General features: G+C 69.6%; 28 protein-coding genes and 1 pseudogene. 15 read left to right on the top strand and 14 right to left on the bottom strand.

Going from position 1 to position 21,756, the window contains the following annotated elements:
* Positions 1-7: 7 nt before the first annotated feature.
* Positions 8-562, bottom strand: a complete 555-nt coding sequence (locus tag H7I41_RS15515; RefSeq protein ID WP_264013497.1) for a DUF4334 domain-containing protein — start codon at positions 560-562, stop codon at positions 8-10.
* A gap of 56 nt (positions 563-618) precedes the next feature.
* Here H7I41_RS15515 and H7I41_RS15510 point away from each other — a divergent pair, with 56 nt between their 5' ends.
* The gene (locus H7I41_RS15510; protein ID WP_264013496.1) at positions 619-1,008 is read left to right on the top strand and encodes a YchJ family protein; all 390 of its coding nucleotides are present in this window, start codon (positions 619-621) and stop codon (positions 1,006-1,008) included.
* A gap of 4 nt (positions 1,009-1,012) precedes the next feature.
* Here H7I41_RS15510 and ald read toward each other — a convergent pair whose 3' ends face one another.
* Entirely contained in the window at positions 1,013-2,128 is a 1,116-nt protein-coding gene (ald, locus tag H7I41_RS15505; protein ID WP_264013495.1) for an alanine dehydrogenase, read from the bottom strand.
* Between the two features lie 91 nt (positions 2,129-2,219).
* Here ald and aldR point away from each other — a divergent pair, with 91 nt between their 5' ends.
* Positions 2,220-2,735, top strand: coding sequence for an HTH-type transcriptional regulator AldR (gene aldR, locus H7I41_RS15500; protein ID WP_264013494.1), 516 nt, complete (start codon positions 2,220-2,222; stop codon positions 2,733-2,735).
* Positions 2,736-2,778: 43 nt separating this feature from the next.
* A complete protein-coding gene (locus tag H7I41_RS15495; RefSeq protein ID WP_264013493.1) occupies positions 2,779-3,444 on the top strand; it encodes an MOSC domain-containing protein in 666 nt (221 codons plus the stop codon).
* 18 nt (positions 3,445-3,462) lie between these two features.
* Here H7I41_RS15495 and H7I41_RS15490 read toward each other — a convergent pair whose 3' ends face one another.
* Positions 3,463-4,845, bottom strand: coding sequence for an HNH endonuclease signature motif containing protein (locus H7I41_RS15490; protein WP_264013491.1), 1,383 nt, complete (start codon positions 4,843-4,845; stop codon positions 3,463-3,465).
* A 148-nt stretch (positions 4,846-4,993) separates the two neighbouring features.
* Between H7I41_RS15490 and dapB the strand changes: the two genes are divergently transcribed.
* Genes dapB through H7I41_RS15470 form a run of 4 tightly spaced genes read left to right on the top strand, consistent with a single transcriptional unit; the run spans position 4,994 to position 7,116 of the window.
* Positions 4,994-5,728 carry a 4-hydroxy-tetrahydrodipicolinate reductase gene (gene dapB, locus H7I41_RS15485; RefSeq protein ID WP_264013490.1) on the top strand — a complete coding sequence of 245 codons (735 nt, stop codon included), beginning with the start codon at positions 4,994-4,996 and terminating at the stop codon, positions 5,726-5,728.
* Positions 5,725-6,189 (top strand): tetratricopeptide repeat protein, encoded by a 465-nt coding sequence (locus tag H7I41_RS15480; protein WP_264013489.1) that lies wholly within the window; start codon positions 5,725-5,727, stop codon positions 6,187-6,189. The genes dapB and H7I41_RS15480 overlap by 4 nt, the downstream gene beginning before the upstream one ends.
* Positions 6,186-6,641, top strand: a complete 456-nt coding sequence (locus tag H7I41_RS15475; protein ID WP_264013488.1) for a flavodoxin family protein — start codon at positions 6,186-6,188, stop codon at positions 6,639-6,641. Before H7I41_RS15480 ends, H7I41_RS15475 begins: the two co-directional genes overlap by 4 nt.
* Before the next feature lie 25 nt (positions 6,642-6,666).
* Positions 6,667-7,116 carry a hypothetical protein gene (locus tag H7I41_RS15470; RefSeq protein WP_264013487.1) on the top strand — a complete coding sequence of 150 codons (450 nt, stop codon included), beginning with the start codon at positions 6,667-6,669 and terminating at the stop codon, positions 7,114-7,116.
* On the opposite strand, the gene H7I41_RS15465 is transcribed toward H7I41_RS15470, so the two are convergent.
* Positions 7,091-8,191, bottom strand: a complete 1,101-nt coding sequence (locus H7I41_RS15465; RefSeq protein ID WP_264013486.1) for a winged helix DNA-binding domain-containing protein — start codon at positions 8,189-8,191, stop codon at positions 7,091-7,093. The two genes, H7I41_RS15470 and H7I41_RS15465, sit on opposite strands and share 26 nt — an antisense overlap.
* A complete protein-coding gene (locus H7I41_RS15460; protein ID WP_264013485.1) occupies positions 8,188-8,931 on the bottom strand; it encodes a dienelactone hydrolase family protein in 744 nt (247 codons plus the stop codon). Before H7I41_RS15460 ends, H7I41_RS15465 begins: the two co-directional genes overlap by 4 nt.
* A gap of 43 nt (positions 8,932-8,974) precedes the next feature.
* On the opposite strand from H7I41_RS15460, the gene H7I41_RS15455 reads away from it, so the two are divergent.
* The 5 genes from H7I41_RS15455 (at position 8,975) to H7I41_RS15435 (ending at position 12,945) form a co-directional block, all read left to right on the top strand.
* Complete coding sequence (locus tag H7I41_RS15455; protein WP_264013484.1) at positions 8,975-9,775, top strand: thymidylate synthase; 801 nt, start codon at positions 8,975-8,977, stop codon at positions 9,773-9,775.
* A 22-nt stretch (positions 9,776-9,797) separates the two neighbouring features.
* Positions 9,798-10,286, top strand: a complete 489-nt coding sequence (locus H7I41_RS15450; protein ID WP_264013483.1) for a dihydrofolate reductase — start codon at positions 9,798-9,800, stop codon at positions 10,284-10,286.
* A gap of 104 nt (positions 10,287-10,390) precedes the next feature.
* A complete protein-coding gene (locus H7I41_RS15445; protein ID WP_264013482.1) occupies positions 10,391-11,119 on the top strand; it encodes a hypothetical protein in 729 nt (242 codons plus the stop codon).
* 3 nt (positions 11,120-11,122) lie between these two features.
* On the top strand, positions 11,123-11,701 hold the full coding sequence (locus H7I41_RS15440; protein ID WP_264013481.1) for a TetR family transcriptional regulator C-terminal domain-containing protein: 579 nt from the start codon (positions 11,123-11,125) through the stop codon (positions 11,699-11,701).
* A gap of 14 nt (positions 11,702-11,715) precedes the next feature.
* The gene (locus tag H7I41_RS15435; RefSeq protein WP_264013480.1) at positions 11,716-12,945 is read left to right on the top strand and encodes a winged helix-turn-helix domain-containing protein; all 1,230 of its coding nucleotides are present in this window, start codon (positions 11,716-11,718) and stop codon (positions 12,943-12,945) included.
* A gap of 1 nt (position 12,946) precedes the next feature.
* Here H7I41_RS15435 and H7I41_RS15430 read toward each other — a convergent pair whose 3' ends face one another.
* The 4 genes and pseudogenes from H7I41_RS15430 to H7I41_RS15420 form a co-directional block, all read right to left on the bottom strand.
* On the bottom strand, positions 12,947-13,198 hold the full coding sequence (locus H7I41_RS15430; RefSeq protein WP_264013479.1) for a DUF6188 family protein: 252 nt from the start codon (positions 13,196-13,198) through the stop codon (positions 12,947-12,949).
* A 7-nt stretch (positions 13,199-13,205) separates the two neighbouring features.
* Positions 13,206-13,451, bottom strand: a pseudogene (locus tag H7I41_RS30470) (hypothetical protein); the annotation flags it as partial.
* A gap of 131 nt (positions 13,452-13,582) precedes the next feature.
* Complete coding sequence (locus H7I41_RS15425) at positions 13,583-13,948, bottom strand: hypothetical protein (protein ID WP_264013478.1); 366 nt, start codon at positions 13,946-13,948, stop codon at positions 13,583-13,585.
* Positions 13,945-14,325, bottom strand: a complete 381-nt coding sequence (locus tag H7I41_RS15420; protein ID WP_264013477.1) for a hypothetical protein — start codon at positions 14,323-14,325, stop codon at positions 13,945-13,947. Before H7I41_RS15420 ends, H7I41_RS15425 begins: the two co-directional genes overlap by 4 nt.
* A gap of 75 nt (positions 14,326-14,400) precedes the next feature.
* On the opposite strand from H7I41_RS15420, the gene thyX reads away from it, so the two are divergent.
* The 3 genes from thyX to H7I41_RS15405 are packed head-to-tail and all read left to right on the top strand — an operon-like array spanning position 14,401 to position 17,795.
* On the top strand, positions 14,401-15,165 hold the full coding sequence (gene thyX / locus H7I41_RS15415) for an FAD-dependent thymidylate synthase (RefSeq protein WP_264013476.1): 765 nt from the start codon (positions 14,401-14,403) through the stop codon (positions 15,163-15,165).
* 19 nt (positions 15,166-15,184) lie between these two features.
* A complete protein-coding gene (gene dapA / locus H7I41_RS15410; protein WP_308214627.1) occupies positions 15,185-16,093 on the top strand; it encodes a 4-hydroxy-tetrahydrodipicolinate synthase in 909 nt (302 codons plus the stop codon).
* Positions 16,094-16,115: 22 nt separating this feature from the next.
* Positions 16,116-17,795, top strand: a complete 1,680-nt coding sequence (locus H7I41_RS15405; RefSeq protein ID WP_264013474.1) for a ribonuclease J — start codon at positions 16,116-16,118, stop codon at positions 17,793-17,795.
* 27 nt (positions 17,796-17,822) lie between these two features.
* Here H7I41_RS15405 and H7I41_RS15400 read toward each other — a convergent pair whose 3' ends face one another.
* The 5 genes from H7I41_RS15400 to H7I41_RS15380 all read right to left on the bottom strand — a co-directional run bounded on the left by H7I41_RS15400 (position 17,823) and on the right by H7I41_RS15380 (position 21,402).
* Entirely contained in the window at positions 17,823-18,179 is a 357-nt protein-coding gene (locus tag H7I41_RS15400; protein WP_264013473.1) for a hypothetical protein, read from the bottom strand.
* A gap of 2 nt (positions 18,180-18,181) precedes the next feature.
* On the bottom strand, positions 18,182-19,318 hold the full coding sequence (locus H7I41_RS15395; RefSeq protein WP_264013472.1) for an oxygenase MpaB family protein: 1,137 nt from the start codon (positions 19,316-19,318) through the stop codon (positions 18,182-18,184).
* A 41-nt stretch (positions 19,319-19,359) separates the two neighbouring features.
* A complete protein-coding gene (locus tag H7I41_RS15390) occupies positions 19,360-19,992 on the bottom strand; it encodes a TetR/AcrR family transcriptional regulator (protein ID WP_264013471.1) in 633 nt (210 codons plus the stop codon).
* 236 nt (positions 19,993-20,228) lie between these two features.
* Positions 20,229-21,056, bottom strand: coding sequence for a mycofactocin-coupled SDR family oxidoreductase (locus H7I41_RS15385; protein ID WP_264013470.1), 828 nt, complete (start codon positions 21,054-21,056; stop codon positions 20,229-20,231).
* Between the two features lie 31 nt (positions 21,057-21,087).
* Positions 21,088-21,402, bottom strand: coding sequence for a putative quinol monooxygenase (locus tag H7I41_RS15380; protein WP_264013469.1), 315 nt, complete (start codon positions 21,400-21,402; stop codon positions 21,088-21,090).
* Positions 21,403-21,756: the final 354 nt, after the last annotated feature.

Raw genomic sequence — 21,756 nt, 5'->3', positions numbered from 1 at the left:
CGCCGCGCTATCGCACCTGCAGTGAATCGTCGCGGCGCAGCACGAAGAAGTACGGCGTCCTGATGCCGCGCAGGTCCATCGCGCCGAGCACGGTGTCGTCGTCGAGTCGGCGGAACACGTCGTTGATGGGCAGCTGGTCGTACACCATCGTGGCGGTGTCGACGTCGCGGTAGCGGGTGGTGCGCAGCCGGGCCTTGGGTCCGCGCGCCCGCAGCGCCGGCTTGAGCGCGGAGATGGTGCCTGCGAAGTTCTGGCGCTTGAGCGCCGGGATCCTGGTGGCCAGCCCGAGGCCGCTGAACGCCAACACCGGGTTGAGGGGCCACAGCGCGTCGCCACCGGTGGTCGGGAACAGCAGCGGGTGCACGGTCTCGCCGTCGACGAACTGCTTTCCCCACCACCCGCTTGCGGCCAGCATCCCGTCCAGCGGGTGGCCTGTGGGTAGTTCCGCGCCGTGCCAGGTGCCGATCATCGACTCCGTCGGCACGGCGGGGCAGCCGTCGTACAGCGCGAGCGCATCGGCTGTGGTGGTCGGGGCATGGGGCAGGACGTCGGCGAGCTGCATGGCTCCACGATACTTGACAGGTGTCAACGTTAGGGAATGGCGGCAGACTGAGGAGCGTGCGCCCGACCGATGCCTGTCCCTGCGGCAGCGGCGACCCCTACGGCGGGTGCTGCGGTCCGCTGCACCACGGTGAGCGGCATGCCGAGACGGCGGAGCGGCTGATGCGGTCGCGGTTCAGCGCCTACGCCGTCGGCGACCTCGAATATGTATGGCGGACATGGCATCCGCGTAGCCGTCCGGACGCACTGACACCGGATGCCTCGCTGGAGTGGACCGCCCTCGAGGTCCTCGACGTCGTGGCCGGCGGTGCGGGCGACGAGACGGGGGAGGTGGAGTTCCGCGCGCACTACCTGCAGGACAGACGAAGCGGGACGCTTCATGAGCGGTCCCGCTTCGTGGTCAGAGCCCGCCAGTGGTTCTACGTCGACGGGACGTTGTTCGAGTAGTCGATCAGGCCGGCACGGTGGCCGGATCGGTGAAGGGCAGCTCGAGCGCGTCGGCGACATGCTCGTTGAGCAACGCGCCCTCGTGGGTCGACAGGCCCTTCGCGAGCGCGGCGTCCGCCGCGCAGGCCGCCTGCCATCCCTTGTCGGCCAATTTCAGCACGTAGGGCATGGTCGCGTTGGTCAGCGCGAACGTCGAGGTGCGCGGCACCGCACCGGGCATGTTGGCCACGCAGTAGAAGACGGTGTCGTGCACCGCGAACGTCGGGTCGTCGTGCGTGGTGGGGCGGGAATCCTCGAAGCAGCCGCCCTGGTCGATCGCGATGTCGACGAGCACCGCACCCGACTTCATGCCGGCCACAGTCGAATTGGTGACGAGCTTTGGGGCCTTGGCGCCCGGCACGAGCACCGCACCGATCACCAGGTCGGCGCGCTTGACGGCGTCGTCCAGTTCGAGCATCGACGAGTAACGGGTCTCGATGGCGCCGCTGTTCTCGTTGTCGATCTTGCGCAGCGTGTTCACGTTGAGGTCGAAGACGGTGACGTGCGCGCCCATGCCCTTGGCGATGCGGGCGGCGTTGTATCCGGCCACGCCGCCGCCGATGACGACGACCTCGGCGGGTGCGACGCCGGGCACGCCGCCCATCAGGACGCCGCGGCCGCCGTGGCTGCGCATCAGGTGGTAGGCGCCCACCTGGGCGGAGAGCCGACCGGCGACCTCGCTCATCGGCGCCAACAGGGGCAGTGCGCCGTCGGCGGTCTGAACGGTCTCGTAGGCGATCGACGTGGTGCCCGAGGCGATCAGGGCGTCGGTGCAGGGCTTCGAGGCGGCCAGGTGCAGATAGGTGAACAGGGTCTGACCCTCGCGCATGCGCGCGTATTCGGGCTCGATCGGCTCTTTGACCTTCAGGAGCAGGTCGGCTTCCGCCCACACTTCGTCGGCGGTGCTGATGATCTGCGCGCCTGCGGCTTTGAAGTCGCGATCGATGATGGCCGAACCCTCGCCGGCGCCGGCCTCGATGAGCACCTCGTGGCCGCGGTGGGTCAGTTCCGCCACTCCGGCGGGGGTGATGGCGACGCGGTATTCGTTGTTCTTGATCTCGGTCGGGATACCGACACGCATGATCGCTCCTTGAGGTTGTGGGCTGCATCAAGTGTGAAGAACATTCGGAAGATATGCAATAACACTGTGGATAATTCGGTATGCTGCCCGCGTGAATGATGATCCGACGATCTCGGCCTATCCGGAGCCGCGCGAGCCGAAGGATGTTCGGGCCGTTCCGCTCGACGAGACGGATCGCCGCATCCTGGCCGCACTGCACGCCGATGCGCGGATGTCGAACAGCGCACTCGCCGAGCAAGTCGGCATCGCCGCGTCGACGTGCCACGGGCGGGTCCGACGACTGCAGGAGGTCGGCGTGATCCGCGGCTTCTACGCCGACATCGACCCGGCGGCCATCGGTCTGTCGCTGCAGGCGATGATCTCGGTGACGCTGCAGTCGCACTCCCGCGGCAAGATCCGCAGTTTCATCCAGCAGATCCGGCGCCGCCCGCAGGTGATGGACGTGTACTTCCTCGCCGGCGCCGACGACTTCATCCTGCACGTCGCCGCCCGCGACACCGACGACCTGCGTTCGTTCGTGGTGGAGAACCTGAACGCCGACGCCGATGTCGCGGGTACGCAGACGTCGCTGATCTTCGAGCATCTGCGCGGCGCGTCGCCGGTGTGACCTCGCCGAGCCATCGCGTCGGCGCCCGCTTACTGTGGGCGGCATGTCGCATGTGCTGTCGGTCAACGTCGCTCGTCCGCGAGCGAACCCCGCGAAACCGTCCGCGACCACCGGGATCGACAAGGCGCCCACCGACGGCGCCGTCCTGGTGCAGGCGCCCGGATCCCCGGGTCCCGGCGCGGGCAGCGGCCTGGCCGGAGACATCATCGGGAACGGGAAGCTGCACGGCGGTGGCGACCAGGCGGTGTACGCGTACGCCCGGGAGGACCTCGACAACTGGTCCGGCCGGCTGGACCGCCAGATCAGCGACGGCATGTTCGGCGAGAACCTCACCACGTCGGGTGTGGACGTCACCACCGCGGTCATCGGCGAACGCTGGCGGATCGGTTCGGACGGCCTGGTGCTGGAGCTCACCGCGCCCCGCACGCCCTGCAAGACGTTCGCTGCGTGGCTCGGGATCCCCGGCCTCATCAAGACGTTCACCGCGGCGGCCGTTCCGGGTGCGTACTTCCGCGTGATCACCCCGGGGCACGTCCGGGCGGGCGACTCGATCACCGTGACCGACCGGCCCGACCACGGCGTCACCGTCCAGACCGTGTTCCGCGCGCTGTTGACCGACCCGTCGCTACTCGACGGGCTGCAGTACATCGATGCGCTGGCGGAGGACATCAAGCGCAAAGCGCGTCGCCGCGCCGAACGCTCGGCCTGAGCCGGGCCGCGCCGCAGGTCATGCGGCGCCGGGTTTTTCACCGTCATCGTCGTCGGCTCCTGGTTCCGCGAGGTATTCCTGGGGGTGGTGGTAGCGGTTGGTCCGGGGTTGCCCGGTGTCGAGATGTTCGGGTGGAATCCAGTGCACGCGGCCGTCGACGCGGCGGGTGGTCCAGCCTTTCTCCTTCATCCGGTTGTCGGGCCCGCACGCCAGGCCGAGGTCGGTGATGTCGGTGGCTCCGCCGTCGGCCCAGGGATTGAGGTGGTCGACCTGGCACCAATAGCCCGGCACGGTGCAGCCGGGCCGGGTGCACCCGCGATCCATGGCGTGCAGCACGATCCGTTGGGCAGCGGAGGCGATGCGCCGGGTGCGGCCCAGGTAGAGGGGCAGTCGAGTGTGTTCGTCGAACACCGCCAGGTAGTGGTAGGCGTGGGAGGCCATCCGGATCAGGTCGGCCATCGGCAGCAACGACCCGCCGCCGGTGACCGCGACCCCGGCGCCGCGCTGCAGTTCCTGCACGGTGGTGCTGGCGATGACGCTGACCGGCAGCCCGTGGTGCTGCCCCAGCTCTCCGGAGGCCAGCAGCGCGCGTCCGGCGGCGGTGAGCGCGTCGTGGCGGCGCTGCCCGGGGGTGCGCAGATCGCGGCGGGCTGCGTCTGGGTCGGGTTCGCCGTCGACGGTCGGGGTGTCGTCGTCGGGGTTGCACATCCCCGGTGCGGCCAGCTTGGCCAGCAGCGGTTCCAGGGTGGCGCGGCACTGGGGGTCGATGACTGCGGTGAGGCGGCTCATGCCGTCGGCGTCTTGGCGGCCCAGGGTGAGGTGGCGTTTGCGGGCCTGGCCGTCGGTGGGTTCGGGGCCGTCGGGGTCGAGCAGCAGGATCAGCCGGTCGGCGGCGGCCTGGAGTTGCTCGGGATCCAGGGTGCAGGCGATGGACGCCAGGGTGTGTTCGGCTTGATCGCGGGCGAGCCCGTCGGTCCATGCGGGCAGCTTCTTGTTCAGCGTCTTGTAGATGATCTGGATGTGTTCTTGGCCGATGCGGCCCTCGGCCTGGGCGGCGGAGGTGTTGGCCAACAGCGGTGGCAGCGGCTGGCCGGTGAGTGCCCGTCGCGGCCCCAGTTGCTGGGCGTCGGTGATGCGCCGGCCGGCTTCGGCGCTGCTGATCCGCAACCGGTGCACCAGCAGGTCTTTGAGGGAGGAGCCCCCCAGGTCGGCCGGGTCGGCGTCTCGAGTGAGAATGGCCAGGAGTTCGTGGCTGAAGGTGGCGTGGCGCCGCTGCAGCACCTCCCAGTCCTCGGCAGCGGCGATCAGCTCGCGGGGTGAGGCGTTGCCTGCGGCCAGCTCGTCGCGCAGAGCGTCGAAATCGGCGGCCATCGCCTTGATCCGCACCGACAAGCTCTCCATGTATCGAACATTAGTTCGATGGTCCGACAAGAACGGCCGCGATGTGGCGGGAGAAGTAAGAGTGACAGAAGGGATTTCGGCCCCCGCAAGTGGAGGTGCCCCCGGCACGCTCCTCGCGTTGATTTGGGCGCCGACTAGGCTCCCTGGCATGCGAGTAGGGGTGCTGGGCGCGAAGGGCAAGGTCGGTGCGGCGATGGTGTCGGGCGTCGAGGCGGCCGACGACCTGACCCTGTCGGCGGCCGTCGACGCCGGAGACCCGTTGAGCCTCTTCGTCGACAGCGACACCGAGGTGGTCATCGACTTCACTCATCCCGACGTGGTGATGGACAACCTGAAGTTTCTCGTCGACAACGGGATTCACGCCGTCGTCGGCACCACGGGGTTCACCGACGAGCGGCTGGCTCAGGTGCGGGACTGGCTGTCGGCAAAGCCCGAAACCGCGGTGCTCATCGCCCCGAACTTCGCGATCGGCGCTGTGCTGTCGATGCACTTCGCGCAGCAGGCCGCGCGGTTCTTCGACTCGGTCGAGGTCATCGAACTGCACCACCCGCACAAGGCCGATGCGCCGTCGGGAACGGCGACCCGCACTGCCAAGCTCATCGCCGAGGCGCGAAAAGAGCTGCCGCCCAACCCCGATGCCACCAGCACGGGCCTGGACGGAGCCCGCGGCGCCGACGTCGACGGTGTGCCGGTGCACTCGATTCGGCTGGCCGGCCTCGTCGCGCACCAGGAGGTGCTGTTCGGCACCGAGGGTGAGACGCTCACCATCCGTCACGACAGCATCGACCGCACGTCGTTCGTGCCGGGAGTGCTGCTCGCAGTGCGGAAGGTGGCGGAGCGGCCGGGGTTGACCATCGGCATCGAGCCGTTGCTCGACCTATGACCGAAGGCGGCCGCGCCCTGCGCATCCAGGTGCTCATCGGCTTCATGTGCGTGGCGCTCGTCGTCTACTTCATCCTGCTCGGCCGCATCGCCATGGCCTTCATCACCTCCGGCGAGGCGGCGGCCATCGGCCTCGGGATGGCGCTGCTGGCGCTGCCGTTGATCGGCATCTGGGTCATGGTGAGCACGCTGCGGGCCGGCCTCGCGCATCAGCGGCTGGCGCGGACGGCACGCGAGCGCGGCATGGAACTCGACGTCAGCGGACTACCGCGGATGGCGTCGGGGCGCGTCGAACGTGAGGCCGCCGACGCGCTGTTCCAGACCGTGCGCGCGGAAGTGGAGGCCGAGCCGGACAATTGGGTCCGCTGGTACCGGCTGGCCAGGGCCTACGACTATGCCGGCGACCGAAGCCGGGCCCGCGAGACGATGCGCAAGGCCGTCGAACTGGAGGAGCGGACGTGAGCAGGACCCTGCTCGTCGTGCACCACACCCCGTCGCCGGCGACCAGGGAGCTGCTGGAGGCGGTGCTCGAGGGCGCGCGGGATCCCGACATCGCCGGAGTCGACGTCGAGGTGCGCCCGGCGCTCGCCGCCACCCTGCCCGACATGCTCGGCGCCGACGGCTATCTGTTCGGCACCACCGCGAACTTCGGCTACATGTCCGGGGCGCTCAAGCACTTCTTCGACACGGTCTACTACCCGAGCCTCGACCACGTGGCGGGCCGCCCCTACGGACTGTGGGTGCACGGCAACAACGACACCGTCGGCGCCGCCGCCGCGGTGGAGAAGCTGGCGACCGGTCTGGCCCTGGCCAAGGCCGCCGACGTGCTCGAGGTCGCCGGGCCGGTCGATTCCGGCGTTCGCGAACGCGCGTACGAACTCGGTGGCACATTGGCAGCCACCCTGATGAACTGACGTCCACCCACCACCAGGAGGACCCATGCCGGGAATCGCCGAACTCGCGCTCGGGGCGGCGCCGCTGGCAGGAGGCGCCCTGCTCGGCATGGTCGCCGGCAACATCAAAGGGCCCGACGTTCGGGGCCTCATCCTCAAGGACCTCGACCTGCTCCAGCGGATCCCGGATGACCAGCCCGAACTCCGGGCCGGACTCAAGCGCAGCATCGACCAGCGCATCGCGGACCTGATCGCCGCGAACGACCGCAGCCGACAGATGCGAACGGCCGCGATGTCGTATCAGGGCGACTGGCGCGACATCTTCGTCTTCATCTGCGCTGTCCTGTTCACGATCATCTGGTGGAACGTCAAACACGACCGACCGAACTGGCTGGTCATGTTCGTGGCGATGATCGTGCTGTGCATCGCCACCGGCATCTATGCCGCGCGCGGCCTGCTGCGTGCACTGTTCAAGCGCCGCCGTCAGAAAAACTGACCGTCGGATCCTCGGCGTCGAAAGCGCTGCGCAGCAACCGGATTCCCTCGGCCTCGACCTCGGCCGACGTGGTGTCCGCGAGCTCGGTGTAGGGCGTCACCCGCATCGACGTGGCCGCCGCGCGCCCCTCGAGCTCCCAGGTGCCCGCCACGAACCCGTCGACCAGCACGGTGCCGGGGAACACGCCGTTGCCGCCGGCGAACAGCCGCTTGCGGTGCGCGTCGCTGATCACCCGCGTGCGGTCGGCGTGCGAGAGCACCAGATTGTCGAACGCCGCGACCAACCGCACCGGCGCAGGCTGGTCGGGATCGGGCCGCGGTGCGTCTGGCAGGTCGTAGACCCGCCGGCCGCTGTCGGTCTGCAGCCGGATCAGCCGGTCGGAGAGCCGGTCGAATACCTCACCGAGCCGCGTGAGCCCGCTCCATGTCTGCATGTCGGCCACCGAAGCCGGCCCGAAGGCGCCGAGGTACCGCAGCACGAGGTCGTCCATCGACAGCGTGTCGGTTGCCGGACCGAGCCAGCCAACCGCAGTGGTCAGCCGCACCTGCCCGCTGCGCTGCCACAGCGCCCGCGGCGGCACCTGCACCAGCGGCACCAGGCTGCGACCGATCTCGGTGAGCGCCCGCAGAGGGCAGTCCGGCCACCGCTCGGCGAGCCGGGCACCCAACTCGGCCGGTGTCAGCGCCTCGGTCTCGAGGATCTCGGCGGCCGTGGCGGCGACGGCGTCCACGTCGACGTCGCCGAGCGCGGCGCCGTGCATCCCGCGCAGCATGCGGTCCAGCAGCGGTTGCACCAGGGGACGGAGCCGGTGGGCGTCGGCCGCGCTGACGAGGTGAATCGTGCCGCGCATCAACACGATTCGCGCGGCCCGACGGTCGAGCAGCAGCCCGGACAGTTCGTCGGCGGTGAAGTGCTCGAGCCGGCTCCAGAGCCCGTAGTAGGGCGGGAACGGCGCCTGGGCCTGCATACCGACGAGGTGCTCGAGGGCCTCGAGCGCGCTCATCGACGAGCGCTGCAGCAGCAGCTGACGGGCCAGCGTGGCCCGGTTCAGCGCCCGCTCCGAGAGTGGGGTCAACTGGGCAGGGCGGTCTCGAACAGCTCCTGCAGGGCGATCCAGTGCCGCTCGGCGGCTTCCTCGTCATAGGGCACGTTGTCCGGCACGGCGAACCCGTGCCCGGCCGGGTAGATCTCGACGGTGTGCGTGACGCCGGCCGCGGTGAGCGCCTTCTCCAGCGTCTCGGCGTGCTCTGTCGTGAAGGACTTGTCGTTCTCGGCGCCGGCGACGTAGATCGTCGCGGTCATCCGGTCGGCGAGCAGGTGCGGGCTGGCGTCGTCACCGTCGACCACCAGGCCGCCGCCGTGGAAGGACCCGGCCGCGGCGATGCGGTCGGGCAGCAACCCGGCCAGCGTCACCGAGATGCGCCCGCCCATGCAGTAGCCGCAGACACCGAACCGGTCGCCGCGCACCTCCGGGCGGCCGGCGAGGAAGTCGAAGAACGCGCCCGCGTCACCCGCGACGCGCTCCGGCGTCAAGGAACTGATCATCCCGAACAGCCGCTTGCGTGCCGCCTCGTCGGTGAACACCGTGCCCATGTCGAACGGCTCCCAGTCGCCGTCGCGGTAGTAGACGTCGGGCAGCAGCACGGCGTGGCCGAAGCCGGCCAGCCGGGCGGCCATCTCCTGGAAGGTCGGGCGCACGCCGCCGGCGTCGGGGAACATCACCACACCCGACCAGGGGCCGGTGCCGTTCGGCGTGTGCAGCGTGACGGGGCAGGCGCCGTCGGGCGTGTCGATCGTGGCGTTGATACTCGGCATGGCTTCGTTTCTACTCGCCGGGGGTGGACGTAAGCTGAGCGACGTGCCGATCGAGACGCCGTACGAGGATCTGCTGCGTCTGGTGCTCTCGGAGGGAACGCCGAAATCCGACCGCACCGGCACCGGCACCCGCAGCCTGTTCGGCCACCAGCTGCGCTACGACCTGGCCGCCGGATTCCCCCTGATCACCACCAAGAAGGTGCACACCAAGTCGATCGTCTACGAATTGCTGTGGTTCCTGCGCGGTGACTCCAACGTCCGGTGGCTGCAGGAGCGCGGTGTCACTATCTGGAACGAGTGGGCCTCGCCGACAGGCGATCTGGGCCCGGTCTACGGGGTCCAGTGGAGGTCGTGGCCGACGCCGTCGGGGGAGCACATCGACCAGATCACCGCGGCGCTCGACCTGCTGCGGACCGACCCGGACTCCCGGCGCATCATCGTCTCGGCCTGGAACGTCGGGGAGATCCCCCAGATGGCGTTGCCGCCGTGTCACGCGTTCTTCCAGTTCTACGTCGCCGACGGCAGGCTGTCGTGCCAGCTCTATCAGCGCAGCGCCGACCTGTTCCTCGGAGTGCCGTTCAACATCGCGAGCTACGCGCTGCTGACGCACATGATGGCGGCCCAGGCCGGGCTCGGCGTCGGCGAGTTCATCTGGACCGGCGGTGACTGCCACATCTATGACAACCACGTCGAGCAGGTGACGCTGCAGCTGAGCCGGGAGCCCCGGCCGTACCCGCAACTCCTTCTGGCGCAGCGTGACTCGATCTTCGACTACACCTACGACGACATCTCGATCCTGAACTACGATCCGCACCCGGCCATCAAGGCCCCGGTGGCGGTATGAGGACTGCTCGCAGGTCCGAGTCATGTCGCTGAGTCTGGGCCTCATCTGGGCTCAGTCCACCTCAGGGATCATCGGCCGGGACGGCGGCATCCCGTGGCGGCTGCCCGAGGACCAGGCCCGGTTCAAGGAACTCACCATGGGCCACACCGTGGTGATGGGCCGGCTGACCTGGGAATCGCTGCCGGCCAAGGTGCGGCCGCTGCCGGGACGCAAGAACGTCGTCATCACCCGGCAGGCGGAGTACGCGGCCGACGGCGCCAGCGTGGTCGGCGACCTCGACGAGGCGATCGGCGACGACGACACCTGGGTGATCGGTGGCGCCCAGATCTACACGCTCGCGATGCCGTTGGCGACGCGGTGCGAAGTCACCGAGGTGGAGATCGACCTGCCGCGGGAGGACGCCGACGCGGTGGCGCCGGTCCTGGGCGGCGACTGGGTGGGGACCGCGGGGGAGTGGCTGACCAGTGCCGCCGGCCTGAGATACCGATTCTCCAGCTACCGCCGATCCTGAGTCCCCGCGCACTGAGCGCTCCCCGGAATGCGGCGCCGCACCGCCGCGTTAAGCGTAAGACGACCGGTCGTTTTCCTCGGTCACCGCACAGAAGGGAGACTGCAATGAAGCTTCTCGACGAGGTTCTCGCCGCATACGGAGGTGCTGACCGGTGGCAGCAGCTCGACACGCTCGGGATTCACCAGATCGTGGGCGGCGTGCTGTGGCCGCTCAAGGGTGTCGGCGGCATCCTCGACGACTCGAGGGTGCAGATCCGGGTGCAGGAGCAGCACACATGGCACCGACCGCTACCGACACCGGGATTCCGGTCGCACTTCACCCCCGGCCTGGTGGTGATCGAACACGATGACGACGCACACCAGCAGGTGGAGGAGTTGCGTGACCCTCGCTCGTCCTTCACCGGTCACACTCTCGAGACGCCTTGGTCACCCTCCCAACTCGCGTACTTCTCGGGATACGCCATGTGGACGTATCTGACCGAGCCCTACCAGCTGACCTTTCCGGGCGTGCAGACCGAGGAACTCGGCACCTGGCACGAACGCGGCGAGACCTGGCGACGGCTGGCCGTCCGGTATCCCGAGGACATCGCCACGCACAGCTCCGACCAGGTGCTCTACGTCGACGCCGACGGGTTGCTACGCCGGCGCGACTACCAGGTCGACATCGCCGGCGGGTCCCCCGCGGCGCACTACATGGACGACCACCGCGAATTCGACGGCATCGTGCTGCCCGTCACGCGCATCGTCCATCCGCGCGACGACGACGGCAGGCCGGTCGAAGACGTCGTCACCGTCTCCATCGACATCGACGACGTGCAGACCGGCTGGAGGTAGCCCGTGCCCAAGCCCAGCCTCCGCGAGGCTCTCCTGGACGCCGGCTTCGCCGCGCTGCACGCCGGTGGGTACACCGCCACCGGGGTGGCGGCGATCGCTGCAGCCGCCCACGCGCCGAAAGGGTCCTTCTACAACCACTTCCCGAGCAAGGAGGCGCTCGCCCTCGAGGTGCTCGCCCGGTACGGCGAACAGCGCCGGCTCTCGCTGCTCGACCAACCCGATGTGCCTGCGGCGCAACGTGTCCGCAACCACCTCGAACACCTGAGGCAGGACCTCGCCGCGCACGGCTACCGGCGCGGCTGCATGTACGGCAACTTCGCCGCCGAGGCGCCCGCGGACGCGCCCGCGGTCACCGCCGCCGCGGTCGGAGGGCTGGAACGGTGGCGCAGCGTGCTGGCCGCCGCGATCCGCGACGGGCAGCAGTCCGGTGAGTTCGCCCGGGACATCGACGCCGGTGCCGCGGCTGAGTTGATCGTCGACGCATGGGAGGGCGCGGCGCTGCGGGCGAAGAGCACCGGCGAGAGCAGACCGATCGACAACGTGACCGCGCTGATCTTCGATCGCATCCTGTCGGTGCGTTAGGGCACGATCACCTGATGGTCGTCTCGCTCAGCGCAGCGCAGGCCCGTCGCATCGCCGTGTCGGCACAGGGCTTCGGCGAGCCCGCGCCGCGCGGCCCGGTCACCCGCGCGCACCTGCGACGGCTCATCGGGCGGATCCAGGTGCTGCAGCTCGACTCGGTGTCGGTGACGGTGCGTGCGCACTACGCGCCGGTGTTCAGTCGTCTCGGCGGGTACGACCGGGACGTGCTCGACGCGGCCGCCTGGCGGCACAGTGCGCGCTCGCCCCGGCTGCTCGTCGAGTACTGGGCGCACGAGGCGGCGCTCATGGCCGTCGACGACTGGCCGCTGATGCGTTGGCGGATGCGGGAATACGTCCACGGCCGCTGGGGCACCGAGATCGTCCGGAAGAATCCGAAGCTCGCCGAGGACGTCGTCGCGGCCGTGGCCGAGCTCGGTCCGTCGACGGCCGGCCAGATCGAGGCGTACCTGGAGGCGGAGCCGCGGGGGCGCAAGGGTCCGTGGTGGGACCGCAGCGAGACCAAGTGGGTGGCCGAGGCGCTGTGGTCGTCCGGGGTGCTGACCACAGCGACCCGGGTGGGATTCGCCAGGCACTACGACCTGTCCGAGCGGGTGCTGCCGCCGGACGTGCTGGCGCGGGAGGTCGACGACGACGAGGCGATCCGCGAACTGGCGCTGCGCGCGGCGACGGCGCTCGGGGTGGCCACCGAGGCCGACATCCGCGACTACTTCCGGCTCTCGGCCAAACAGGTGAAGCCGGCGCTCGCCGATCTCGTCGACGCGGGACAGCTCGAGGCCGTGGAGGTCGACGGGTGGGCCGCGCCGGCATATCTGCGAGCGGGCCAGAGTGTGCCGCGCCGAGACCGGGGCACCGCGCTGCTCTGCCCGTTCGATCCGCTGATCTTCTTCCGGCCGCGGATGGAGCGCCTGTTCGGATTCCACTACCGCATCGAGATCTATGTGCCGCAACACAAGCGGCAGTTCGGCTACTACGTGTGGCCGTTCCTGCTCGACGGCCGCCTGGTGGGCCGGGTTGACCTGAAGGCCGAACGCGCCGCCGATGCCCTGCACGTGGTGGGGGCGTTCACCGAGCCGGGGGAGCGCCCGGTGGAGGTGGCCGCCGCTCTGGCCGTCGAGCTGCGCCGGATGGCGGACTGGCTGGGACTGGCCGACGTGGCGGTCGGGGAGCGCGGGGATCTGGCCGGCGCGTTACGGGCCGCTGTCGGCGCGACGGCGCCGAGGTGAGTCAGGAGCCGGTCCAGATCGCGAGTTCGCCGCCGGGCATACACACGGTCAGGAACCCGACCGGACCGCTGACGTTCCACGCTTCGTAGGCCAGATCGGGCTCGACCGTCAGCCGGGTCGAGTCGTCGAAACCGATTGTCAGCGCCCCTGCTTCGGACACCCGGGCATCGACGATGGTGTGGCCGACGAGACGACCCAGCAGCGCACGCATCCACGACGTCGCCCCAGCGCGGGTCGGAGAGGTAACGGGCATCCGGGGCATCGCCCAGATCGGCGATCAGCGGCCCGAGCACCCGCTCGAGCAGCCTCAGCGTGTCGACCTCGCGGTCATCGGTCAGGACCGTTCCCAGCCGGGCACCCGGATCGGGTAGCACCATGTCGTAGAGGACGTTGACGGTCAGGGTCAGATCGTCGAAGAAGCCCTCCCGCGGATAGTCCCGCCCGTAGTCCGTCGGCTCCCAGTCCCGGTCGAGATGATCGACGAACTCCTCGCTGAGCGTGTTCACGATCTCGACGGCATCCGGTCGCGACAGCGCATGCGCCGTGCGGATCCGGTCGGCCAAATCCGGATGGCGGCGGCTCGTGATCTCGACGAGCAACCCGGCGTCATCGCGGGTGAGGAACTCGAATTCGCCGTTCACGGGCCGACGACCTCGATCTCGTCCGGGCGCGGCCACCGCGTGGGCACATCGTCGGTCACCCAGGCGTATTCGAGGCCGGACAGCCGGCCGCCCTGCACCCAGACGAGGATCTCGCCCCGGTACTCGGCCCCGTTCGGAACGAACGCCCGCGCCGGGACCGGCCCGTCCGGCACGTCGACCTCCGGCACATCGCTGTGGGACCGGATGTCGAGGATCCAGTCGGTCGAACGACGGACGACCGCCCCGGCGAGCCCGTCGAGCAGCCCCGCGAACCCGGGCAGTGCCGCGACGACGGCCGTCACCACCGCCATCTCCTCCTCGGACATCTGCCGCCAGTCAGCGTCGTACTCCTTCGGCGTCACGGCGCGTCCCGCAGGGTGAACCGCGGCGGGCCGGCGCATCGGACCCGAACCCGTCCCCAGTCACCGGTGACCTCGTACGTGCCGTCGGCCGACGTCAGGCTGTCGATATTGCCCAGGTCGGTCTCGCCGGTCGCGTCGACGTAGCGCCGCGTCGAGCGCTCCAGCCAATCGGTGTGCGCCACGTCGGAGAACACCAGCGCGCCGTGGGCGTAGCAGTACTGCTCGCCGGGAAGCGGATCGTGATAGGCGGGATGCTCAGGGGCGAGAACGGCCGACATCGAGAACGTCAGTCGTCCGGCCGCCTCGACGATGTCGAGCACATAGCTGTCTTCGAGGTAGAGGGCACTCAATCCGGGCATCTCGGCGTAGTGGCTCATCGGTCCGTCCAGCGTAAGGCGGTTCCGGCAGGCCACCGGTCACGAATCCTGCGGCCGTCGCACTAAGGTGAGCCCGTGGCCGAGACCGCGCCGCTGCGCGTGCAACTGATCGCGAAGACCGACTTCGTGGCGCCGCCGGACGTCCCGTGGAGCACGGACGCCGACGGCGGCGAGGCGCTGGTCGAGTTCGCCGGCCGGGCCTGCTACCAGAGCTGGTCCAAGCCCAACCCCCGCACCGCCACCAACGCCTCCTACCTGCGGCACATCATCGACGTCGGACACTTCTCGGTGCTCGAGCACGCCTCGGTGTCCTTCTACATCAGCGGCATCTCCCGGTCGTGCACCCACGAGCTGATCCGGCACCGGCACTTCTCCTACTCGCAGCTGTCGCAGCGGTACGTCCCCGAGCACGACTCGCAGGTGGTGATCCCGCCGGGCATGGAGGACGACCCGGAGCTGGTCCGGATCTTCACCGAGGCGGCCGACGCGAACCGGGCCACGTACACCGACCTGCTGGCCCGGCTGGAGGCGAAGCTCATCGGCGACCAGTCCGGCGACCGGTCGGCCGTGCTGCGCCGCAAGCAGGCCCGGCAGGCGGCCCGCGCGGTGCTGCCCAACGCGACCGAGACCCGCATCGTCGTCACCGGCAACTACCGCGCCTGGCGGCACTTCATCGCGATGCGGGCCAGTGAGCACGCCGACGTCGAGATCCGCCGGCTCGCCATCGCCTGCCTGCGCCAGCTCGTCGACGTCGCCCCCGCGGTGTTCGGCGACTTCGACATCGCGACGCTCGCCGACGGCACCGAGGTGGCCACCTCGCCGCTGGCTACGGAAGCGTGAACACCAGCGGGTAATCTAGGTGTCCGTGAGCACCGGCGGATTCGACGTGACGGCCCGACTGGGCACCGTGCTGACCGCGATGGTCACTCCGTTCAAGCCGGACGGCTCCCTGGACACCGCCACCGCCGCCCGGTTGGCCACCCACCTGGTCGACGCGGGCTGCGACGGGCTGGTGCTCTCCGGAACCACCGGCGAGTCGCCGACCACCACCGACGGCGAGAAGCTGACACTGCTGAGCGCCGTGCTCGAAGCGGTCGGAGACCGGGCGCGGGTGATCGCCGGCGCGGGCACCTACGACACCGCCCACAGCATGAACCTGGCCAGGGCCTGCCAGGCGGAGGGCGCCCACGGCCTGCTGGTGGTGACCCCGTACTACTCGCGACCCTCGCAGTCCGGCCTGCTCGCGCACTTCACCGCGATCGCCGACGCGACCCCGCTGCCGCTGATCCTCTACGACATCCCGCCGCGCTCGGTGATCCCCATCGAATGGCCGACCATCCGCACGCTGGCCGAACATCCGAACGTCGTCGCGATCAAGGACGCCAAGGGCGATCTGCACGGTGGCGGGCGGATCATCGCCGAGACGGGGCTGGCGTACTACTCGGGAGACGACGCGCTGAACCTGCCGTGGCTGGCGATGGGCGCCGTCGGAGTGATCAGCGTCTGGGGGCACGTGGCCGCCGGCCAGATCCGCGACATGCTGTCCGCGTTCCACTCCGGCGATGTGGCGACCGCACGCAAGATCAACGGCACGCTGGCGCCGCTGGCCGACGCGCAGGCCCGCCTGGGCGGAGTGACGATGGCCAAGGAGGGACTGCGCCTGCAGGGCTTCCAGACCGGCGATCCGCGACTTCCCCAGGTCGCGGCCACACCCACCGAGGTCGAGGAGCTGGCCAGAGACATGCGCGCGGCAGCGGTACTGCGATGACCGCCGCTCGGACGGCACGGTGATGGAGACCCCCGAACTGAGGCCACCGCGCCCGCTGGTACCGGGTGGGCTGCGGGTCACCGCACTCGGCGGCATCAGCGAGATCGGCCGCAACATGACGGTCTTCGAGCACCTCGGCCGGCTGCTCATCATCGACTGCGGGGTGCTGTTCCCCACCCACGACGAGCCAGGCGTCGACCTCATCCTGCCGGACCTGCGGCACGTCGAGGGACGGCTCGACGACGTCGAGGCCCTCGTGCTCACCCACGCGCACGAGGACCACATCGGCGCCATCCCGTTCCTGCTCAAGCTGCGTCCCGACATCCCGGTGGTGGGCTCGAAGTTCACCCTCGCGCTGGTGGCGGAGAAGTGCCGCGAACACCGCCTCAAGCCGAAGTTCGTCGAGGTCGCGGCGGGCGGGCGCAGCACTCACGGAGTCTTCGAGTGCCAGTACTTCACCGTCAACCACTCCATCCCCGGCTGCCTGGCGGTGGCCCTGCACACCGGCGCCGGAACCGTCCTGCACACCGGTGACATCAAGCTCGACCAGATGCCGCTGGACGGCGTCCCGACCGACCTGCCCGGGATGTCGCGGCTGGGCGACGCCGGCGTCGACCTGTTCCTGTGCGATTCGACCAACGCCGAACACCCCGGTGTCAGCCCGTCGGAGAGCGAGATCGGCCCCACGATGCACCGGCTGATCCGCGGCGCCGAGGGCCGGGTGATCGTCGCGTGCTTCGCCTCCAACGTCGACCGCGTGCAGCAGATCATCGACGCCGCAGTGGCACTGGGCCGGCGGGTGTCGTTCGTCGGCCGGTCGATGGTGCGCAACATGGGTATCGCGCGCGAACTCGGCTACCTCGACGTCGGCACCGACGACGTGATCGACATCGGCGCGGCCGAGATGATGCCGCCCGACCGGGTGGTGCTCATCACCACCGGCACCCAGGGCGAACCGATGGCCGCCCTGTCCCGGATGTCACGTGGCGAGCATCGCAGCATCACCCTCACCGCAGGCGACCTGATCATCTTGTCGTCGTCGCTCATCCCCGGCAACGAGGAAGCCGTCTACGGCGTCATCGACGCGCTGGCGAAGATCGGCGCCCGGGTGGTCACCAATGCCCAGGCGCGCGTGCACGTCACGGGTCACGCCTACGCCGGCGAGCTGATGTTCCTCTACAACGGCGTGCGACCGCGCAACGTGATGCCGGTGCACGGCACCTGGCGGCACCTGCGCGCCAACGCGAAGCTGGCGGCGACGAGCGGCGTGCCGGAGGACAACGTGGTGATCGCCGAGAACGGCGTCAGCGTCGACCTGGTGGCGGGCAAGGCGAGCATCGCCGGAGCGGTCCCGGTCGGCAAGATGTTCGTCGACGGTCTGATCACCGGCGACGTCGGCGACGCCACGCTCGGCGAACGGCTCATCCTGTCATCGGGTTTCATCGCCGTGACCGTGGTGGTGCACCGTGGCACCGGCCGCCCCGCTGGGCCGGCGCACCTGCTCTCCCGCGGCTTCTCCGAAGATCCCAAGGCGCTCGAACCGGTCGCGCGCAAGGTGGAGGCCGAGTTGGAGTCGCTGGCCGCCGACACGGTCACCGATCCCGGGCGCATCGCCCAGGCGGTGCGCCGCACCGTCGGCAAGTGGGTGGGGGAGACCTATCGCCGTCAGCCGATGATCGTCCCGACGGTCATCGAGATCTGAGGGTCCGCGCCGCGGTTCCTCCTCGGATCACTCCTGCGCTGCCCTGTCGTCGACGCGTTCCCTGCTGTTGAGCAGCAGCGCGATGGACAGGGCGAGGCCGATCGACATCACCGACGCGGTCCAGCCGCGGCGGATCCAGATCGCCGAACGACACTGCCCGACGTAATCCGGTTGTGTCTGTCGGGTTTCCGCGGCGGCGGCGTCCGCGGTGCCGGCCTGGCTGTAGTCGGCGGCGAAGCCGGTACCGCACGTGATGCGGAATCCCCACTGGTCGAAGTCGTCGAGCGACGTCGACCAGTACAGCCCAAGGAACCCCACACCGATCATCGCCGCAGCGATGAGGGCCAACGTGACCCGGTCGCGCATCGCCCTGACCAGTCGCATGCTCAGGACAGGGAACCCAGGATGGGCTCGGACTCGATGAGGCCTTCGTCGCTGGGCGCGATGTGCTGCCCGAACACGCGCTTGGCCTGGCGGTCCCGCAATTCGCGGTGCGCGACGGCGGGTGGTTCGAAGCCGTAGCGCGTCCGCGCCTCGGCGGGCGTGAGTGTCTCCCGGCGAGCCGGGGGCACACCGAGTTTGACCGGCGCCACGACGGGATGTGTCATCGGCGAGAGCACCTTGAGCATGGCGAGTTCGGCGCGCGGACTCACGGTCATCGCCCGGAAGGCCGTCCACAGGACGGGCCGGACCGCGACGTCGACGATCCTGGGCTGGCGGATGTCGCTCATCTCGCGCATCCACCGCGGCATGGTGGCGATGGTTCCGGCCCGCAGCACCTCGGCGACCACCCGCGCCACCGGGCGCGCCGCCCTGGGCATCGGCGGCAGCATCACCTTGGCGTCGAGCAGGTGGTTCATCGCCTGGACGGCGATCTCGCTGCCCGCCAGCTGCGGTCGCATCTGCTCGAAGTAGCGTCGCACCCCATCGCGGGTGCGCGGCACGTCCTCGGGCGAGCAGGTCTGCAGTTCGGCGGCGACCGCGCACTCCTCCCAGTAGCGGGCCTCCTCCTCGGGAGATAGGGGGCCGGGACCGTACTTCTCGTAGGCGTAGAGGATCGAGTGCCAGGCGGTCAGATGGATCCACAGCTGGGAGGCGGGATCGTTCGCGTCGTATCGCCCGCCGCCGTAGGGTTCGGTGCCGATCGCCTTCGAGTGGATCTTCACCAGAATGTCCGAGGCGGTGGCGGTTTCGCGTGTCCCCCCGAATGCGACCAGCGCGAAGTAGTGCAGGGTGCGGTCGTAGCGGGTGCGGGGGCGCTTGTAGATGTCGTGGGTCGTGTCGACCGCGGCGACGAGGTTCGGGTCGAGTTCTTCGACCACGACGGCGCGCTGGAACCCGACCGTGAGCGATGTCGGATACCCCCACACCTTCCAGGTCACCGAGTCGGGTCCGAAGAACCCGTAGTCCTCATGAGCGGTCACGGCGCCCCTGCTCTCGGTGGTGACCGCCCGGAGGACGGCAGCGGGTCCGGACCGGGGTCTGCGACGGCGTGCGGTGCGCTCGAGACTGGTTGTGGACATGGGACTTCCCTTCAGTGGTGGGTGGAGAGCTGCCGCTGTTGCTATGCGGCGGCGAAGGCGTGGCACATCATCCGGCCGTAGAGCTCGCCGAGATCGTCTGCACTCCAGGGGTTTGCGTCGTCGAGCAGTGACCGGACGGCCGCCTCGGAGGAGGACATCAGCAGCTCGACCAGGACGGGCAGTTTCGTGTCGGCGTCGGTCATCGACCACCACTTCTCCAGCACCGGCCGAAGCCAGGCGGACGTCGCGTCGCCCAGTTGGGCACGCACGCGAGCGAATCGGCTTGCCACGGCCGGGTCCGGGGTGGCGAAGAAGACGAAGCGCCACGATTGCGGCCGCGCCTGCACCACCCGCAGCAGCGACTGGAAGCCGGTGGTGAAGGCGGCCTCGGGGGTGTCGCCGCGGGCGGAGTGCAGCGCCTCGACCAGTGCGTCGCGCAGGACGGCGGTCTCGCGCTCCAGCAGTGCCGAGATGAGCTGGATCCGGTCGGCGAAGCACGCGTAGACCACCGGGCGGGTGACGTTGAGGCGTTGTGCGACAGCGCCGATGGTGACCTCGCTGACGCCCTCCTCGAACGTGATGGCCAAGGCGGCGTCGAGGACCTGCGGCCGGCGGCGTTCCGGGCCCAGGTGGGCTGCCCGGCTGCGTCGACGTGTCTTCACGGCGGTGGCCATGAACGCAACGTACCAGCGGAAGCTACATGTGTGAAGGAAATTTCTGCATCGATGTAGGAAATTCCTTCACCAGTGAAGGTTTTTATCGGATGCGTCGGGAGTGTCCGAGGCTGAGAACGAGTCGCCGGCGACCGCCACCGCGGTCGCGGCGAGCAAGGTAGGCACGGCCACCGGCATCGCGGAACAGGATGGACCGGCGGTGAGACCCAGATGAGAGCGCTCTCATCTGGGCCGCGTCAACGTTTGTTGACGAATCCCGCGTCGACCGGCAGCGTGACGCCGGTGATGTAGCGCGCCTCGTCGGACACCAGCCAGGCCACCGCCGCGGCGATGTCCTCGGCCTGCAGTGTCTGCACAGGCAAGGCATTGCCCATGTCGGGGCCGCCCTTGCTCTCCTGCGCCAGACCCTCGAGCCAGCTGCGGATGAACTCGTTGTCGATCATCGGTGTGTCGACGCCCGCCGGGTGCACCGAGTTGACCCGGATGCTGTGCGAGGCAAGCAGATTGGCGTACACGCGCATGATGCCCACGATGCCGTGCTTGGCGGCGGCATAACCGACGGAGCCGGCCATCGGCGACGCAAGGCCGACCAGGCCCGCCACCGAGCTGGTCAGCACCATCGCGCCGCCGTTGCCCGCCTTGACCATCGGGCGCGCAGCGAGCTCCACGGTGTGGAAGACGCCGGTGAGGTTGACGTCGATGACGTCCTGCCAGGCGTCCTCGCCGGCCATCGGCGCGATGCCGGCGTTGGCGACCACGATGTCGAGTCGTCCGCCCAGCGCCTCTACGCCTTCGGTCAGCGCGGCCTTGAGTGCCGCGCGGTCGCGGACGTCGGCCTGCGTGGCGACGATCCGCGCGCCGGTGTCCTCGACCAGCTTCACCGTGGCGGCCAGGTCGTCGGCGGTCGCCAGCGGGTAGGGGACCGACGCGATCTGGTCACAGATGTCGACAGCGATCACATCGGCGCCCTCGGACGCCAGCCGGACGGCGTGCGCACGGCCCTGGCCGCGGGCGGCTCCGGTGATGAACGCGACCCTGCCTGCGAGCGGTTTGTCGGCGCTCATCAAAATCCTCGCTTCTTCGCGCAAGCGCTCATCAGGGCCGCAGCGAGCCCTTGGCCGGATCGCCCGCCACCACGGCCTGCGCCACCTTGATGTCGGGAGCTCCAGCGAGGTGCTCGCCGACCTCGGCGAACATCTGCGTCACCGCGGGCGCCTGGCCGTGCGCCGCCAGCGCGTCTCCGTCGGCCCACTGCTCGACGAAGATGAAGGTGCCGTTCGTCTCGTGCAGCGAGTACAGGTCGCAGCCCGGCTCCTGATGCACCTCGGCGACGGTGCGCTTCATGATCTCCCGAACGGTGTCCACGGATTCGGGCTTGACCTGCATGGTGGCGACGACGGTGACGGGCATGGGCAGATGACTCCTCGTGGGGCGGGGCGGTGGGTGGCGGTCCAGCACAGTGACCGGACAGGTGTCCACCTTAAACAGCAGGCCCGGCGGCGATGTGAGGCAGACCGGCGTCTTTGCAACCAATCTGTGACCCGTGTGGCAGATGGTGAGAGTGGGGTTGATGCGACTAGGCTGAGCGGCATGGCAAGTAAGACCGTTGCCCGATCCGGAGCGCGTTCCGGCAGGTCAAAGGCGGGTACGCGGAGCGCGGCGCGACCACGGAAGTCGGGGCCCGCCCGCCGCAGGCCCGCCCCTCGGGGACACGCGTCGCCTCTGGCCACCGCCGGGGCCGCCGTCGGCCGGGGCGCACGCGCC

Origin of the sequence: [Mycobacterium] manitobense, from assembly GCF_025821665.1 — a bacterium.
GTDB lineage: Bacteria > Actinomycetota > Actinomycetes > Mycobacteriales > Mycobacteriaceae > Mycobacterium > Mycobacterium arseniciresistens.
This window is presented reverse-complemented; position numbering and strand designations above follow the sequence as displayed.

Bases quoted from the DNA above. Each gene is read 5' to 3' on its own strand.
- H7I41_RS15395 (WP_264013472.1), bottom strand. From the start codon at position 19,318: ATGTCCACAACCAGTCTCGAGCGCACCGCACGCCGTCGCAGACCCCGG.
- H7I41_RS15385 (WP_264013470.1), bottom strand. From the start codon at position 21,056: ATGAGCGCCGACAAACCGCTCGCAGGCAGGGTCGCGTTCATCACCGGA.
- dapB (WP_264013490.1), top strand. From the start codon at position 4,994: ATGCGAGTAGGGGTGCTGGGCGCGAAGGGCAAGGTCGGTGCGGCGATG.
- H7I41_RS15450 (WP_264013483.1), top strand. From the start codon at position 9,798: ATGTCGCTGAGTCTGGGCCTCATCTGGGCTCAGTCCACCTCAGGGATC.
- H7I41_RS15480 (WP_264013489.1), top strand. From the start codon at position 5,725: ATGACCGAAGGCGGCCGCGCCCTGCGCATCCAGGTGCTCATCGGCTTC.
- H7I41_RS15495 (WP_264013493.1), top strand. From the start codon at position 2,779: ATGTCGCATGTGCTGTCGGTCAACGTCGCTCGTCCGCGAGCGAACCCC.
- H7I41_RS15515 (WP_264013497.1), bottom strand. From the start codon at position 562: ATGCAGCTCGCCGACGTCCTGCCCCATGCCCCGACCACCACAGCCGAT.
- H7I41_RS15390 (WP_264013471.1), bottom strand. From the start codon at position 19,992: ATGGCCACCGCCGTGAAGACACGTCGACGCAGCCGGGCAGCCCACCTG.
- H7I41_RS15490 (WP_264013491.1), bottom strand. From the start codon at position 4,845: ATGGAGAGCTTGTCGGTGCGGATCAAGGCGATGGCCGCCGATTTCGAC.
- H7I41_RS15405 (WP_264013474.1), top strand. From the start codon at position 16,116: ATGGAGACCCCCGAACTGAGGCCACCGCGCCCGCTGGTACCGGGTGGG.
- H7I41_RS15420 (WP_264013477.1), bottom strand. From the start codon at position 14,325: ATGAGCCACTACGCCGAGATGCCCGGATTGAGTGCCCTCTACCTCGAA.
- H7I41_RS15380 (WP_264013469.1), bottom strand. From the start codon at position 21,402: ATGCCCGTCACCGTCGTCGCCACCATGCAGGTCAAGCCCGAATCCGTG.
- H7I41_RS15400 (WP_264013473.1), bottom strand. From the start codon at position 18,179: ATGCGACTGGTCAGGGCGATGCGCGACCGGGTCACGTTGGCCCTCATC.
- H7I41_RS15445 (WP_264013482.1), top strand. From the start codon at position 10,391: ATGAAGCTTCTCGACGAGGTTCTCGCCGCATACGGAGGTGCTGACCGG.
- H7I41_RS15435 (WP_264013480.1), top strand. From the start codon at position 11,716: ATGGTCGTCTCGCTCAGCGCAGCGCAGGCCCGTCGCATCGCCGTGTCG.
- ald (WP_264013495.1), bottom strand. From the start codon at position 2,128: ATGCGTGTCGGTATCCCGACCGAGATCAAGAACAACGAATACCGCGTC.
- H7I41_RS15430 (WP_264013479.1), bottom strand. From the start codon at position 13,198: ATGCCCGTTACCTCTCCGACCCGCGCTGGGGCGACGTCGTGGATGCGT.
- H7I41_RS15470 (WP_264013487.1), top strand. From the start codon at position 6,667: ATGCCGGGAATCGCCGAACTCGCGCTCGGGGCGGCGCCGCTGGCAGGA.
- H7I41_RS15460 (WP_264013485.1), bottom strand. From the start codon at position 8,931: ATGCCGAGTATCAACGCCACGATCGACACGCCCGACGGCGCCTGCCCC.